Origin of the sequence: Caballeronia humi, assembly GCF_001544475.1 — a bacterium.
Classification (GTDB): domain Bacteria; phylum Pseudomonadota; class Gammaproteobacteria; order Burkholderiales; family Burkholderiaceae; genus Caballeronia; species Caballeronia humi.
This window is the reverse complement of record NZ_FCNW02000010.1, coordinates 106,164-121,639: the sequence shown is the minus strand read 5'-3', so window position 1 is coordinate 121,639 and position 15,476 is coordinate 106,164. Positions and strand designations below refer to the sequence as shown.

Below are 15,476 nucleotides of genomic sequence, written 5' to 3'. Positions count from 1 at the left end.
CGATGAAGAAGGTTTTCGTTTCGCGCCCCATCTTCCCCGACGTGATCGAACGGCTGAAGCAGTATTTCGAAGTCGATGCCCACGACGGCCCCGCGCTCCCCGCCGACAAGATCGCCGAGCGTCTCGCCGACAAGGACGGCGCGTTCATCGCGGGCGACCCCGTCGGCGCGAAGGCGATCGAAGGCGCGCCGAACCTGAAGGTGGTGTCGAACATGGCGGTCGGCTACAACAATTTCGACATGCAGGCGTTCAACGCGCACGGCGTGCTCGGCACCAACACGCCCGACGTGCTGAACGAAACCACTGCCGACTTCGGCTGGGCGCTGATGATGGCGACCGCGCGCCGCATTACCGAATCCGAGCATTACCTGCGCGCCGGCAAGTGGCAGGAATGGTCGTACGACGCGTTCACCGGCTCCGACATCCACGGCTCGACGCTCGGCGTGATCGGCATGGGACGCATCGGGCAGGCGCTGGCACGGCGCGCGCGCGGATTCAACATGCGTGTGATCTATCACAACCGCTCGCGTGTCGCGCCGGAGATCGAGACGGAACTGAACGCGGAATACGCGTCGAAGGAAGACCTGCTCAAGCGCGCCGATCACGTCGTGCTCGTCGTGCCCTACAGCCGCGAGAGTCATCACACGATCGGCGCGACGGAACTCACGCTGATGAAGCCGAGCGCGACGCTGACCAACATCGCGCGCGGCGGAATCGTCGACGATGCGGCGTTGATCGACGCGCTGCGGCGCGGTCAGATCGCGGCCGCCGGACTCGACGTGTTCGAAGGCGAGCCGAATTTCAATCGCGATTTCCTGACGCTCACGAATGTCGTGCTCACGCCGCACATTGCGAGCGCGAGCGAAGCGACGCGCCGCGCGATGGCGAACCTCGCCGCCGACAACCTGATCGCCGGTTTGGGCGAAGGTCCGCGCGCTGGCAATCCCCCGAATCCAATCAACCCGGACGTTCTCAAGAAATGACAATGCTGTTACCCGGCGCGGTCGCGTTGCTCGCGATTGCGCTTCTGATTGCCCTCATCGTGTTGTTCGCGCTGGTGCGTCGCCACGCGCGCGACGATGTCGAGCAGGAATTTAGCGCGCTGACCGATCGCATCAACGACATGGGCGAAGCGCATGCCCGCGCGCAGGAACGGCTCGAACGCGGCCTGCGCGGCGACATCACCGAGAGTTCGCGCGCGTCGCGCACCGAGGCGAGCAGCGGCTTCGCGCAATTCCAGCAGACGCTCGCGACGCAGCTCGCCAGCATGGCGACGGTGCAGAACGCGCAGATCGATGGGTTTTCGCAGCAACTCGTGAAGCTCACGGAGAGCAACGCGCTGCAACTCCAGCACGCGCGCGACGAGCAGGGCAACGCGCTCAAGCGCTTCGGCGACGCGCTGACGCTGCAGCTCGCGCAACTCTCGGAGACGAACGACCGGCGCCTCGGCGAAGTGCGCGAGACGCTCGAAGCGCGGCTGAAGGACATCGAGTCGAACAACGCGGCGAAGCTGGAGGAAATGCGCCGCACCGTCGATGAAAAACTCCACGCGACGCTAGAACAGCGGCTCGGTGAATCGTTCAAGCTCGTGTCGGACCGGCTGGAGCAGGTGCATCGCGGACTCGGCGAGATGCAGACGCTCGCGGCCGGCGTCGGCGATCTGAAGAAGGTGCTGACGAATGTGAAGACGCGCGGCACCTGGGGTGAAGTGCAGCTCGAATCGCTGCTCGAACAGGTGCTCACGCCCGATCAGTACGCAAAAAACGTCGCGACGATTCCGAAGAGCAACGAACGCGTCGAGTTTGCGATCAAGCTTCCCGGGCGCCACGACGCGCCGGGCACGGCCGGCAGCATCGCGACGCCGGTGTGGCTGCCGATCGACGCGAAGTTTCCGCGCGAGGATTACGAGCGCCTGATCGATGCGCAGGAGCGCGCGGACGTGGTCGCGGTGGAGGAAGCGTCGCGCGCGCTGGAAGGGCGCGTGCGCGCGGAGGCGAAGGCGATCGCGGAGAAGTACGTCGCGCCGCCGCACACGACCGATTTCGCGCTGCTTTTCCTGCCGACCGAAGGCTTGTATGCCGAAATCCTGCGTCGGCCGGGCCTGACCGATCTTTTACAGCGCGAGTACCGCGTGAGCATCGCCGGGCCGACGACGCTGACCGCGTTGCTCAACAGCCTGCAGATGGGGTTCAGGACGCTCGCGATCGAGAAGCGCTCGAGCGAGGTTTGGCAGGTGCTCGGCGCAGTGAAAACGGAGTTCCGCAAATTCGGCGATGTGCTCGCGAACACGAAACGCCAGCTCGAAACCGTGACGCGCTCGATCGAAGCGGCGGAGACGCGCACGCGTCAGATGAGCAAGAAGCTGCGCGACGTGGAGGCGTTGCCGGGTGAGCAGGCGGCGGGGTTGCTCGGGGCGTCGCCGGGGGACGATCCCGACGAGGCGTGAGCTTCAGCTTTGGTGCGCCAGCTTGTCGAGCGACTCGCCGGTGATGCGCACGATGCGCCAGTCGGGCAGCACGGTCGCGCCCATCTTTTCGTAGAAATCGATGGCCGGCTGGTTCCAGTCGAGCACCGACCACTCGAAACGGCCGCACTGGCGTTCGATCGCGAGAGCCGCCAGCGTGCGCAGCATCTTGGTGCCGAGGCCGCTGCCGCGCAATGTCGGGCGCACGTACAGGTCTTCGAGATAGAGGCCGCGCTTGCCGAGGAATGTCGAGTAGTTGTGAAAAAAGAGCGCATAACCGACGATCTGGCCGCTTTCTTCCGCAACGAGCGCTTCCGCCGCCGGACGCGCGCCGAACAGTGCGTCGCGCACGCCGTCTTCGGTCGCGATGAAGAGGTGCGTGAGTTTCTCGAACTCGGCGAGCTCCCTCATCAATCCGAAGATCGCGCTGATATCGGCGGGTTTGGCGGCGCGGATCGACGTGCTCATCACGCCTCCTCCGGCGCGTCGGACAGCACGATCTCGATGCCGCCGAAGCGCGACGCCACCCAGTTGTACGCGTGGCACGCGATCCACAGCAGCACGAAGCCGAGGATAGCGTTGAGCAGGAGCGCGCTCGTCACCGTGCTGAGCTCGACGGAACCGAAGCGGAAGAACGCGACCAGCACGCCGATCAGCACGATCGGCACGCTGAACGTCAGGTACACGAGGATCAGCGCCTTGGCCGTCTGACCCGGCGCGATGAAGGAAATCTGCTTTTTCATTGAAGGAAAATCCCCTGCTGTCGATGTATCAAATGCGTTGCTGCGTGGTTCAGATCAGTCCGGCAAACGGCACGATGCGGACTTCGTCGCCCGCGTCGATGTCGCCGCGCTCGTGCTCGAGCACGATGAAACAGTTCGCTTCGCTCATCGAACTCAGCACGCCCGAGCCTTGCGGGCCCGTCGTCACGACGGTGAAGCGCCCGTCGTCGCCGCGCCTCGCGACGCCGCGCTGGAATTCGGTGCGGCCCGCGCGTTTCTTCAGCGGCTCGGTGCTCACGGCTTCGATCACCGGTAGCGCCTCGCGCGCTGCGCCCGACATCGCGAGCAACGCCTCGCGCACGATGAAGTAGAACGTCGCCATCACCGCGACCGGGTTGCCGGGCAAGCCGAAGAAGAGCGCCGATTCGCCGTCGCCCGGGCGCGGACCGGACCACAGCCGGCCGAAGGCGAGCGGCCGGCCGGGGCGCATCGCGATCTTCCAGAACGCGACGTCGCCGAGCGAATTCATCAGCTCGCGCGTGAAATCGGCATCGCCGACGGAGACTCCGCCCGAGCTGATGACGACGTCGGCCACTTCGGTCGCGCGGCGCAGTGCGATCTCGAGCGAGGCGCGATCGTCGCGGACGATGCCCAGATCGACCGGCTCGACGTTTAGTCGCCGCAGCATCGCATAAAGCGTGTAGCGATTGCTGTCGTAGACGCAGCCGGGCGCGAGCGTCTCGCCGACCGAGCGCAACTCGTCGCCGGTCGAAAAGAACGCGACCCGCAGACGCCGCCGCACCGCGACTTCCGCGATCCCAAGCGACGCCAGCAAGCCGAGGTCCGACGCGCGCACGATGCGTCCCGCGCGAAGCGCCGGCCGGCCTTTCGCGAGATCTTCTCCCGCGAGGCGGCGGTTTTGTCCCTGACGCAGCGCGCTCGCCGCGAAGCGAATCGCGTCGCCTTCGCGCTTGACGAACTCTTGAGGCACGACCGTGTCGCAGCCGGGCGGAATCAGCGCGCCCGTCATGATGCGCACGCATTGCGCGGCGCCCAACGCATTCGCGTACGGCTGACCCGCGAGCGCCGTGCCGATCACCGTCAGTTCGACTTCCCCCGCGCTTTCGAGCTTCGCGCCCGCGAACGCATAGCCGTCCATCGCGGAATTGTCGTGCGCAGGCACGTCGATCGGTGAAATCACGTCCTCGGCCAGCACGCGATCGAGCGCATCGAAGAGGCTCACGCGCTCGGCCGGCGCCGGTCCCCGAGGCGCGGCCCACTGGCGCACGATTTCCTGCGCCGCGCTGACGGGCAGGGCGTTCGGATCGTAATGAGCGACGCAATCGGGAAATGGCCTGGACGTGGTCATGAATCGGGAGGGTCGCGACTGAAGTCGGGCGATTGGATCGGGTGTCTCGCGACGCCGGTTGTGCTGGACGCGGGCGGGTCGGGAGGAGAAGGCGCTCGGTGAAAACCGGTTCCACTGGAGCCGAAGACTACCGGCGTTCCAGTTCGGCGAGCTGCTGCAAATCATTGACATTGTAAAACGCGTGCACATTCGCGAACGCCACTTCCACCGTCCTGTGGCGCGCGTACCACGCGCGGACCTTGCGCTCGCCCGCACGCAGACTGGCTTCCAGGTCATCGGCGAGCGACACGCGCAAGAGCGCGAACACGGGATGCAGATCGCGCCGGCCGTTCGTTTCGACGACTACGGTCGCGATATCGGCGTCGTGCGCGGCGAGGGCATGGGCCAGCGTTTGCGCCAGGTTTTCGTCGAGGAAGGGCGCGTCGCAGGGCGCGGTCAGCACATACCCGGTCGGCGCGGCGCGCATCGCGGCGACGATGCCGGCGAGCGGGCCGGGGAAATCGGGCAGCGTATCGGTGACGACTTTCGCGCCGAACGGCTCGCCGAGGCACGCGTACTCATCGATGCTGCGATTCGCGCTGATCAGCATCGCGGCGGCCTGGGGCGCGAGGCGCCGCAGCACGTGGAGCGCGAGCGGCGCGCCGTCGAACGGCTGCATGCCCTTGTCGATGCCGCCCATGCGCGAACCGCGTCCGCCAGCGAGCACGACGCCCGTGATGTTCTCGCGGCCGACGCGCGAATCGGTTACGTCAACCACTTCAGCCGCCGATGTACGACATCTCGACGCGCGGCGCGTCGCGGTCGGCGGCGGGCAGCGCGTTGCTGCCGCGCAGTTGCGAATAACGGTCGGTGCGCTGTTCCCAAATGCGCGCGACGGCGGTCGCGATGGTTTCGTCGCTCGCCCCGTTTCGCATCAGGCCGCGCAGGTCGTGACCGTAGCTCGCGAAGAGGCAGAGGTAGAGCTTGCCTTCTGTCGACAGCCGCGCTCGCGTACAGGTGCCGCAAAACGCGCGCGTCACGCTGGAGATCACGCCGATTTCGCCGCTGCCGTCCGCGTAGCCCCAGCGCTGCGCCGTTTCGGCGGCCGAGTGCGCTTCGAGCGGCGCGAGCGGAAAGTGCCGGGCGATGCGCGCGACGACCTCCGCGGAGGGCAGCACTTCGCTCATGTTCCAGCCGTTCGACGCGCCCACGTCCATGTATTCGATGAACCGCAGCACGGTGCCGCTGCCCTTGAAGTGGCGCGCCATCGGCAGGATTTCGCCGTCGTTCGTGCCGCGCTTGACCACCATGTTGACCTTGAGCGGCGCGAGGCCGGCGGCGTGCGCGGCATCGATGCCTTCGAGCACGTCCGCGACGGCGAAGTCGGCGTCGTTCATGCGGCGGAAGAGTGGGTCGTCGAGGGCGTCGAGGCTGACCGTCACGCGCGACAGGCCCGCATCCTTCAGCGACCGCGCCTTGCGCGCGAGGATCGAGCCGTTGGTGGTGAGTGTGATGTCGAGCGGACGGCCCTCCGGGGTATGCAAAAGCGCCAGCCGCTCGATCAGAAATTCGATGTTCTTGCGCAGCAGCGGCTCGCCGCCCGTCAGCCGGATCTTCTCAACGCCATGCGCGACGAAAATCCGTGCGATCCGCTCGATTTCCTCGAACGACAACAGCGCGGCGTGCGGCAGGAACTGGTAGTCCTTGTCGAAGACTTCGCGCGGCATGCAGTACACACAGCGGAAATTGCAGCGATCCGTGACCGAAATGCGCAGGTCGCGCAGCGGCCGCGCGAGAGTGTCGGTGAGCAGGCCCGACGGCGCCGTCGCGATGCCGGAAAAATCCGGGATCGTGCTGACATCGGCAACGGGAATGATGCGTCGGGACATGGCGGTCGTTATAGATATGTGTGCGGGCTGCAATGACTATTTTAGCCGGATGCGGACGGCGGGGCGCTTATACCTTTCGGTAGGTCTGTCCTGCCTATTCTTGACCTATTCCCACGAAAAAAGCGCCACGCGGCGTGAGCCGGTGGCGCTTCGTCGTACCACTTCGATCCTGCTGACGCGCTTAGTGCGCGTCCTTGCCCGTTTCGACTTGCTGCATCGGCGCGGCGTCGAGCGGCGGGAGCGGCTTGCGCTCACGCGGCGCGCGCTTCGGCGCTTCGACTTGCTCGGCGGCGGCGCTGGCTGCGCGCAGTTTGTCGGCGTCGGTGTTCACCCATACGAGGCCGGCCGTTTCAAGCATCGGCTTCAGAGCGTCTTCCTTCAGCGGGGTCGGCTGGATCGGCGTCTGCGTGGGCGCGGGAACGGGGACAGTTGCCACCGGTTCGAACGCCTTCACCGGCTCCGATTCGACCGGGGCCGATTCGGTCGCCTGCGTCACGACCTGCTCAGCGACGATGTCCGACTCGGGCGTCGCGGCGACCGCAGCCGTCTTCAGCGGTTCTGCCTCGACTGCCGGCTCGGCTGCGACAGGCGCTTCCACTTGCACAGCCGGCATTTCGACCGCTTCCGCCGCTTGTTCCACTGCCTTCGGTGCTTCCTGCTCGACCGGAGCAAACGGATCGACCGGCTTCGTTTCAGCGACCTTCGGCTCTGCACCGAACGGGTTCTCGACCGGCTGAGGCGCAGCGGGCTTCGCGAACAGATCGGGCGTCGGCGCGGCGACTTCCGGCGTCGGCTCGACCGGCGGCGTTTCTGCCGGAGCGGTCTCGACCGGTTGCACCGGCTTCGATTCCACAGGTTGCACTGCTTCCGCGCGGATCTCCTCGCGCAGCTCCGTCACGCTGAAAACAGCAGCCGCTGTGGCGACCGGCACTGCGGCGACAGCCGCTTCCACCGGTGCAACCGGACGCGTTTCGCGCCGTTCGCCCGCTTCCTGCGACGACCCCGTATCAAACACGCCCGCTTGCGCCGGCATGCTTTCAGCCGAGCCTTCGCTTTCTGCGACATCGGCCGCGTGGTTCACGCCTTCCTCGTCGCGCTCGCGACGTCCACCGCGACGGCCCCTGCGACGGCGACGGCGTTCTTCGCCGTCACGCGCTGCGGCGGCCTGATCAGCGGGCGAGAGCGTCGGATCGATGCCTTCAATCTGCGCATCCGCGTTGGCCTGCGCGGTTTCGACGATATCCGATGCCGCCGTTTCGCCCTGCGTCAGTGCTTCGGCGGCTTCCGGCTGCGGCTTACGGCGTTCACCGCGCTCCGGCCGCTCGCGACGCTCCTGGCGTTCTGCGGCTTCCGGACGTTCGGCGCGCTCGCCACGTTCACGAGTCTCACGCGGTTCACGGCCTTCACGCGGTTCGCGCGGCTCGCGAGATTCACGCGGCTCACGGACCTCACGCGGTTCACGCGGCTCGCGAGTTTCACGCGGCTCACGACCTTCACGTGCCTCGCGCGGCTCACGGCCCGGACGCGCTTCACGCGGTTCCCGTTCTTCGCGACGGCCACCCGGACGGCCACCCGCGCTCGCGCCATTGGCACCCGCCGGCGCGCCATCACGGGCAGCAGCGCCACCCCGGCGATTCCGATTCCGATCCCCGCCCGGACGCTCGCCGCGTTCCGTGCGCTCGCCTCGCTCGCGCACGGGCCGCGCAGGCGGCGTCGCTTCGACAGGAGCCGGTGCCGGCTTCACTTCGGGCTGCATGCCGAACAGGTTCTTCAACCAGCCGATGAAGCCGCCCGCAGCCGGAGCTGCCGCTGCGACAGGGGCCGCTGCCGGAGCCTCGGCCGGAGCCGGCTTGACCGGTGCGCTCGGCGCCGGGGAAGCCGGCGTGATGCCCTTGACCGCCGCTTCCTGCTTCGGCTTCACTTCTTCGGTGCGCTTGCTGTAGCCCGTCTCGGATTCCATCTCGGTCGCGGCTTCCACGGCCATCTTCCACGAGGCGCGCGGGTCGTCGAGACGCGCGTCGTCGTGCCGCAGGCGTTCGAGCTTGTAATGCGGCGTCTCGAGATGCTTGTTCGGGATCAACACGACGTTGACCTTGAAGCGCGACTCGATCTTGTTGATTTCCGAGCGCTTTTCGTTCAGCAAGAAGGCAGTCACCTCGACCGGCACCTGGCAATGGATCGCCGCGGTGTTTTCCTTCATCGCTTCTTCCTGAATGATCCGAAGCACTTGCAGCGCGGACGATTCCGTATCGCGAATGTGACCCGTGCCGTTACAGCGCGGGCAGGTCACGTGGCTGCCTTCGGAGAGCGCCGGACGCAGCCGCTGACGCGACAGTTCCATCAACCCGAAGCGCGAAATCTTGCCCATCTGGACGCGCGCGCGGTCGTGCTTGAGCGCATCTTTCAGGCGCTGCTCGACTTCACGCTGGCTCTTGGCCGATTCCATGTCGATGAAATCGATCACGATCAGCCCGCCCAGATCGCGCAGACGCAACTGGCGCGCGACTTCGTCGGCGGCTTCGAGGTTCGTGCGCGTGGCCGTTTCCTCGATGTCCGCGCCCTTGGTCGAGCGAGCCGAGTTCACGTCGATGGCGACCAGCGCCTCCGTGTGGTCGATCACGATCGCGCCGCCCGACGGCAGCGGTACCGTGCGCGAGTACGCGGTTTCAATCTGATGCTCGATCTGGAAGCGCGAGAAAAGCGGCACGTCGTCGTGATAGCGCTTCACCTTCGAGAGGTTGTCGGGCATCACGATGTCCATGAAGGCGCGCGCCTGATCATGGATTTCGGTCGTATCGATGAGAATTTCGCCGATATCCGGCTGGAAATAGTCGCGAATCGCGCGAATGACGAGGCTCGATTCGAGATAAATCAGCATCGGCGTACCCGCGACGCCGCTCTGCGACGCCGCTTCGATCGCGCGCCACAGTTGCATCAGATAGTTCAGGTCCCACTGCAGTTCTTCAGCCGAACGGCCGATGCCCGCCGTGCGCGCGATGATGCTCATGCCGTCGGGCAGGTCGAGCTGCGCCATGGTTTCGCGCAGTTCCTGCCGCTCGTCGCCTTCGATCCGGCGCGACACGCCGCCGCCGCGCGGGTTGTTCGGCATCAGGACAAGATAGCGTCCGGCGAGCGAGATGAACGTGGTGAGGGCCGCGCCCTTGTTGCCGCGCTCTTCCTTTTCGACCTGGACGATCAGTTCCTGGCCTTCGCGCAACGCGTCCTGGATGCGGGCGGAGCGCATGTCGACGCCGTCACGGAAATACTGGCGGGCGACTTCCTTGAATGGCAGAAAACCGTGGCGGTCTTCGCCGTAGTTGACGAAACAGGCCTCGAGCGAGGGCTCGATGCGGGTGACGACTCCCTTGTAGATATTGCCTTTGCGCTGTTCGCGCCCGGCGGTTTCGATGTCGATGTCGATGAGTTTTTGCCCATCGACGATGGCGACGCGCAGCTCTTCCTGCTGCGTCGCATTAAACAGCATGCGTTTCATTGAACGGCTCCAGAGCGGCTCTGCCGTCCCTCATTCAGCGAATTCGCGCGGTTGTCAGGCGCGCAAAGCGGGAGGGCGGGCATGCCGCGCTTATTGTGTGTGTTGTCACAAAGCACGCTGGAGCGGGAGTTCTGGCGGGGAGAATTGCCTGGAGAGAGACTTCGGCCACGCGACGAAACGCGCCGCGGCCAAGCCCTGGGGGCACATGCGAAAACGGCTTCGACACGCCGTGAATCAGACGCGGCTCGCCTCGACGGCACGGTGGGTGACCGCGCGCGTCCGTGACGACCAGACGCGCCGGACCGCCGGGCGCGAAAAGAGCCGTGTTCCTCCTGATGCGGCTTCGCCGCTGGCGGTCCGCGCGAAAACGGCGCGAATACTCAGTGACCGACGACGTCGAAGCAGCGGCCAGGCCGCGGCGACAGATCGTGGGCGTCGAAAGCTCCCGGCGACCTGCCTTGGGTGTCTCGCCTCATTTGCGACGGTCTTCGCGCTTCGCACGTTTCAGCGCAGCAGCGTTTCCCGTCGACGTTGTTCGCAATCAGCGAGCTTCGATTTTCCGTCCGCTCGATACCTCTGGATACCCGAGCCGGGTAGGAATGGCCTCCGGTTTTAGACCGGACACCTCGCCTCTCGCCAATAAAATTCTTGTACCAAAAATCCGTTACCGATCAGCGATCGACCCGACCGAACGCGCCTGTGGGCGCCGTCCCTGCCACGCGATATCGCCGTGCGTGCAACTCGTTGCTCGTTTCGCGGGTGAGCAACGGACCCTGGGCGCAAGTAAAATGATGGTTTATCGCTTGCACCTGTACAGTCTGATAAATCGCGACGAAGTTTTTTCGTCTTTTCAGATTGCTCGCAAATTATATTCATAATGAATGAGTTAGGCAAAACATCCCAGAAAAAGGTCGCAAGCGAGCAGGTCTCGATGATCGAAATCGATGAAGGCTCGGCCGGCCAGCGAATCGACAATTTCCTCCTGCGCGTCTGCAAGGGCGTACCCAAGAGCCATATCTACCGGATTTTGCGCAGCGGCGAAGTGCGCGTGAACAAGGGCCGCATCGATGCGGCGTACCGCCTCGAACTGGGCGATCTCGTGCGCGTACCGCCGATTCGCGTCGCGCAGCCGGATGAAACGCACGTTTCGTCGAACGCGCCCGCCGCCGAATTCCCGATCCTCTTCGAGGACGACCACCTGATCGTCATAGACAAACCGTCCGGCGTCGCCGTGCATGGCGGCAGCGGCGTGGCGTTCGGCGTCATCGAACAACTGCGCAATGCGCGTCCGCACGCGAAGTTTCTTGAACTCGTGCATCGGCTGGATCGCGAGACGTCCGGCGTGCTGATGCTCGCGAAAAAGCGCTCGGCGCTCGTGAACCTGCACGAGCAGATTCGCGAAAACCGCATCGACAAGCGCTATTACGCGGTCGGTCACGGCGACTGGGCGAGCGACTGGGGCCGCCGGCGCATCGTGAAGGCGCCGCTGCACAAATACGTAGCGGGCGACGGGGAACGGCGCGTGCGTATCCAGGAAGACGGGCTGCCGTCTCACACGGTGTTCAACCTGATCGAGCGCTGGGATGAATACGCGTGGGTCGAGGCGGAACTCAAGACGGGGCGCACGCATCAGATCCGCGTTCATATGGCGAGCATTGGCCTGCCGATTGCCGGCGACGCCAAGTACGGTGACTTCGCGCTGAACAAGGATCTGGCGCGGCCGAACGCGAAACCGTCGCTCAAACGCATGTTTTTGCACGCATATCGGCTGAAATTGACCCATCCGGCGACCGGTGACGTGCTTCAGCTCGACGCGCCGCTTCCCGCCGAATGCAAACGCTTTATCGACCAACTCAAGCAGCTTTCGAACGAGACCCAATAAATGGCGCGGCAGCAATTCGATCTGATCGTCTTCGACTGGGACGGTACGCTGATGGATTCCACGGCGCACATCACGCGCAGCATCCAGGCCGCGTGCCGCGATCTGGGGCTGCCGGTGCCCTCCAACGAGGCGGCGAGCTATGTGATCGGCCTCGGTCTCCGGGACGCGCTGGAAATCGCAGCGCCTACGCTCGATCCCGTCGATTACCCGCGTCTCGCCGAGCGCTATCGTTTCCACTATCTGGTGAAGGACCAGCAGACCGAACTCTTCGACGGCGTGCGCGGCATGCTTCAGGAACTGCGCGACGAGGGCTATCTGCTGGGCGTCGCGACCGGGAAAAGCCGCGTGGGCTTGAACCGCGCGCTCGACCAGTCACGGCTCACGAGCCTTTTCGACGGCACGCGCTGCGCCGACGAAACCTTCTCCAAGCCGCATCCCGCAATGCTGCACGAACTCACGCGTGAACTGGGGCAGGATCTCGGCCGAACGGTAATGGTCGGCGACACGACGCACGATCTGCAAATGGCCATCAACGCGGGCGCGGCGGGCATCGGCGTGGGCTACGGCGCCCATCCTGCGGATTCGCTCGTGGCGCTCCAGCCGAAATTCTGCGCCGATAGCGTCGCGTCGCTCCTCGGCTGGCTGCGGGAGCACGCATGAGCGACGGGGCGGTCCGGATCTGCGCGGCGGACGATCTCGTCGACGGCGGGATGGGCGTGCGCCGCGATGCCGTCGAAAAGTCGGGCGGGGAATCGGTCGTGTTTTTCGTTCGGTATGAAGGCAAGCCGTACGGCTATCTCAACCGCTGCGCGCACGTCTCGATGGAACTCGACTGGAATGAGGGCCAGTTCTTCGAAAGCTCGGGCCTATACTTGATGTGCGCCACCCACGGCGCGATCTACGAGCCGGACACCGGCAAATGCGTCGGCGGCCCGTGCCGCGGCGCGCGCCTGCGGCCGGTGCAGGTCGAGGAGCGCGACACGCCGGAAGGCCGCGCCGTCTTCTGGGTCCCGGACGACGCGTTGCGCCCCGCCTGATTCCTTCCTTCATCCCTCATACTCCAAAAGCAGACCCCGCATGTCCGATCAATTCCCGAACGATCCTTCCGATTCGAAACGCCCGCCGCCTGCTGAGAACTGGGAGCGCGCCGCGCTTGAGCGCATCGCGCTCGCGGCGATCACCGAGCAACGCGCCGCGCGGCGCTGGCGCATCTTCTTCCGCTTCGTGGCGCTGGGACTGGCGCCGCTGGTGGTCTGGGGGCTGTTCGACTTCACCGGCGAAAAGGTGTCGAAGACCACGCGCCACACCGCTCTAGTCGAACTGGAAGGCGAAATCGCCGCGAACAGCAACGCGAGCGCCGACAACATCAACGCGGCTCTGCAAAGCGCGTTCGAGGACGATGCCACCGCCGGCGTGATCCTGCGCGTAAACAGCCCGGGCGGGTCGCCGGTGCAGGCGGGCATCATCTATCGCGAAATCAGGCGCTTGCGGGCGAAATATCCGTCGAAGCCGCTGTATGTGGTCGTCGACGACATGTGCGCATCCGGCGGCTATTACGTCGCGGCGGCGGCGGACAAGATTTATGTCGACAAGGCGAGCATCGTCGGCTCGATCGGCGTGCTGATGGACGGCTTCGGCTTCACGGGGCTGATGGAAAAGCTCGGCATCCAGCGTCGAATTCACACATCGGGTGAAAACAAGGGCGCATTCGATCCGTTTTCGCCGGAAACACCGCAAATGACGGCGCACGCGCAGGAAATGCTCGACCAGATCCATACGCAGTTCATCGACGCTGTGAAACAAGGGCGCGGCGCGCGTCTCAAAAACGATCCGGAGTTGTTCACCGGCATGTTCTGGACGGGCGAAAAGGGCGTGGCGCTGGGTCTCGCAGACGGCTTCGGCGACGCCGATTACGTCGCGCGCGAGGTGATCAAGCAGCCGGATATCGTCGATTACACGCAAAAGGAGAGCATCGGCGAGCGCGTGGTGCGCAAGTTCGGGGCGGCGGTGGGCAATGCCGCCGTCCACACGATGATGCTCAACGGGAAAATGCAGTTGCGGTGATTTTTTACGGTTGGTGCTTAAAAACAGCTTAACCGCGGAATCGACCATGGGTTGTCATCGGCCCGTCGAGTTGCGCGGCGAGCGGCGTCAATCTCCGAGCCTTACGACCGGCGCGAATTTCACGCGCCGAGCAGCAGAAAAATCGCCGGCCGCTTGTGCAAATCAGGCGCCGGCTTTTTTTTCCACTCCGCGACCGTCCGCGTGACGATCGTTTCGGCGGGCAACGTCAGATCGACGGCCACGCACACGAGCGTCGATGGCGCGCAGGTAGCGATCAGCGTGTCGAGCAGCGCGCGGTTGCGATACGGCGTCTCGATGAAAATTTGCGTCTGATTGGCCTTGCGCGAGGTCTGCTCCAACTCGCGCAACCGCTTCGCGCGCTCGCCTGGATCGACTGGCAGGTAACCGTTGAACGCGAAACTCTGTCCGTTCATGCCCGACGCCATCAGTGCAAGCAAAATCGAACTCGGCCCGACGAAAGGCACCACCTTGACCCCGCGCTCATGCGCGCAGCGCACGAGCAGCGCGCCCGGATCGGCGACGGCGGGGCAGCCCGCCTCCGACACGAGACCCGCGTCCGTGCCCGCGAGGATCGGCGCGAGCAGCTTTTCGATTTCGCCGGGCGGCGTGTTCACGTTCAACTCGCGCACCTCGATTTCCTGAATTGGCCGCTCGGTGCCGACTTTTTTCAGGAACGCGCGCGTCGTCTTGGCGTTTTCGCCTATGTAATAAGAGAGGGCGGCGGCGCGCGCGCGGACCGGCTCGGGCAGGACTTCGGCGAGCGCGGCGGCGTCGCCGTCACCGAGCGTATTCGGGATCAGGTACAGGACGCCGCTCATCGCGCCTCCAGCAAGGGAAAGCCGGCGCGACGCAACATGCGCGACAGTTCGATCAGCGGCAGGCCGACGAGCGCGGTCGGATCGCTCGAATCGATCGCTTCGAGCAGCGTGATGCCTAAGCCCTCGGATTTGGCGCTCCCGGCGACATCGTAAGGCGTCTCGGCGCGCACATAGGCTTCGATTTCGGCATCCGACAGATCGCGGAACTGCACCCGCGTGACGATATCCGCCGATTGGACGTCGTCTGTTCGGCTATCGAAAAGGCATAGGGCGCTGTGAAAATCGACGCTGCGTCCGCGCATCGCCTGCAATTGCGTGACCGCTTTCGTGTGCGTGCCGGGCTTGCCGATCTGCCGGCCGTCGAACGTTGCGACCTGATCCGAGCCGATCACGAGCGCGCCCGGTGCTTTCGCTGCGGCCGCGCGTGCCTTCGCGATCGACAGCCGGACGGCCGTCGCTTCGGGCGTCTCGCCGTCGAGCGGCGTTTCGTCGATGTGGGGCGCGATCACATCGAAGGGAATGCGCAGGCGTTCGAGCAATTCGCGGCGATAGCGCGAACTCGACGCAAGAACGAGGCGCGGCGGGCTGTTTGAGGCAACGGGCATGAGAAAAGTCGACCGGAAAGCGGTGGCAAGAAGGGGCGGCAGCAGCCGTCCCTTAAGTGTTTGACGCGTAACGACAAAACCGATATAGTTTTGGGCTTTTCATCGGTATGTATCGCTGTCAAGCAAAGTTGCAAGCAGAGCTGTAGGCAAAACCGGCAGTCGTGAATCCG

At 65.1% G+C, this 15,476-nt stretch carries 14 protein-coding genes; 6 read left to right on the top strand and 8 right to left on the bottom strand.

Features of this window, described 5'->3' with window-relative positions; all coding sequences use genetic code 11:
- Window positions 1–2: 2 nt before the first annotated feature.
- Together AWB65_RS12865 and AWB65_RS12860 are read left to right on the top strand one after the other, a co-directional pair.
- Window positions 3–983 carry a 2-hydroxyacid dehydrogenase gene (locus AWB65_RS12865; RefSeq protein ID WP_087667529.1) on the top strand — a complete coding sequence of 327 codons (981 nt, stop codon included), beginning with the start codon at window positions 3–5 and terminating at the stop codon, window positions 981–983.
- Window positions 980–2,446 carry a DNA recombination protein RmuC gene (locus AWB65_RS12860; protein ID WP_087667528.1) on the top strand — a complete coding sequence of 489 codons (1,467 nt, stop codon included), beginning with the start codon at window positions 980–982 and terminating at the stop codon, window positions 2,444–2,446. Before AWB65_RS12865 ends, AWB65_RS12860 begins: the two co-directional genes overlap by 4 nt.
- A 3-nt stretch (window positions 2,447–2,449) precedes the next feature.
- On the opposite strand, the gene AWB65_RS12855 is transcribed toward AWB65_RS12860, so the two are convergent.
- The 6 genes from AWB65_RS12855 to AWB65_RS12830 form a co-directional block, all read right to left on the bottom strand.
- A complete protein-coding gene (locus AWB65_RS12855; protein WP_087667527.1) occupies window positions 2,450–2,932 on the bottom strand; it encodes a GNAT family N-acetyltransferase in 483 nt (160 codons plus the stop codon).
- On the bottom strand, window positions 2,932–3,207 hold the full coding sequence (locus AWB65_RS12850; protein ID WP_087655699.1) for a hypothetical protein: 276 nt from the start codon (window positions 3,205–3,207) through the stop codon (window positions 2,932–2,934). The genes AWB65_RS12855 and AWB65_RS12850 overlap by 1 nt, the downstream gene beginning before the upstream one ends.
- Before the next feature lie 49 nt (window positions 3,208–3,256).
- Window positions 3,257–4,555, bottom strand: a complete 1,299-nt coding sequence (gene moeA, locus AWB65_RS12845; RefSeq protein WP_087667526.1) for a molybdopterin molybdotransferase MoeA — start codon at window positions 4,553–4,555, stop codon at window positions 3,257–3,259.
- A 127-nt stretch (window positions 4,556–4,682) separates the two neighbouring features.
- Window positions 4,683–5,234, bottom strand: a complete 552-nt coding sequence (gene mobA, locus AWB65_RS12840) for a molybdenum cofactor guanylyltransferase MobA (RefSeq protein WP_235007614.1) — start codon at window positions 5,232–5,234, stop codon at window positions 4,683–4,685.
- 79 nt (window positions 5,235–5,313) lie between these two features.
- Window positions 5,314–6,423: a GTP 3',8-cyclase MoaA gene (gene moaA / locus AWB65_RS12835; RefSeq protein ID WP_087667524.1), complete on the bottom strand. Its 1,110-nt coding sequence runs from the start codon at window positions 6,421–6,423 to the stop codon at window positions 5,314–5,316.
- A gap of 181 nt (window positions 6,424–6,604) precedes the next feature.
- Window positions 6,605–9,916, bottom strand: coding sequence for an Rne/Rng family ribonuclease (locus tag AWB65_RS12830; protein ID WP_087667523.1), 3,312 nt, complete (start codon window positions 9,914–9,916; stop codon window positions 6,605–6,607).
- 877 nt (window positions 9,917–10,793) lie between these two features.
- On the opposite strand from AWB65_RS12830, the gene rluC reads away from it, so the two are divergent.
- The 4 genes from rluC to AWB65_RS12810 are packed head-to-tail and all read left to right on the top strand — an operon-like array spanning window position 10,794 to window position 13,862.
- On the top strand, window positions 10,794–11,798 hold the full coding sequence (gene rluC, locus AWB65_RS12825) for a 23S rRNA pseudouridine(955/2504/2580) synthase RluC (RefSeq protein ID WP_087667522.1): 1,005 nt from the start codon (window positions 10,794–10,796) through the stop codon (window positions 11,796–11,798).
- Complete coding sequence (locus AWB65_RS12820) at window positions 11,799–12,458, top strand: HAD-IA family hydrolase (RefSeq protein ID WP_087667521.1); 660 nt, start codon at window positions 11,799–11,801, stop codon at window positions 12,456–12,458. It begins immediately after the preceding gene.
- Window positions 12,455–12,835: a Rieske (2Fe-2S) protein gene (locus tag AWB65_RS12815; protein ID WP_087667520.1), complete on the top strand. Its 381-nt coding sequence runs from the start codon at window positions 12,455–12,457 to the stop codon at window positions 12,833–12,835. The genes AWB65_RS12820 and AWB65_RS12815 overlap by 4 nt, the downstream gene beginning before the upstream one ends.
- A gap of 40 nt (window positions 12,836–12,875) precedes the next feature.
- Window positions 12,876–13,862 (top strand): S49 family peptidase, encoded by a 987-nt coding sequence (locus AWB65_RS12810; RefSeq protein WP_087667519.1) that lies wholly within the window; start codon window positions 12,876–12,878, stop codon window positions 13,860–13,862.
- 119 nt (window positions 13,863–13,981) lie between these two features.
- On the opposite strand, the gene AWB65_RS12805 is transcribed toward AWB65_RS12810, so the two are convergent.
- Together AWB65_RS12805 and AWB65_RS12800 are read right to left on the bottom strand one after the other, a co-directional pair.
- A complete protein-coding gene (locus tag AWB65_RS12805; RefSeq protein WP_087667518.1) occupies window positions 13,982–14,701 on the bottom strand; it encodes an SAM-dependent methyltransferase in 720 nt (239 codons plus the stop codon).
- Window positions 14,698–15,306, bottom strand: a complete 609-nt coding sequence (locus AWB65_RS12800; RefSeq protein WP_087667517.1) for a Maf-like protein — start codon at window positions 15,304–15,306, stop codon at window positions 14,698–14,700. Before AWB65_RS12800 ends, AWB65_RS12805 begins: the two co-directional genes overlap by 4 nt.
- Window positions 15,307–15,476: the final 170 nt, after the last annotated feature.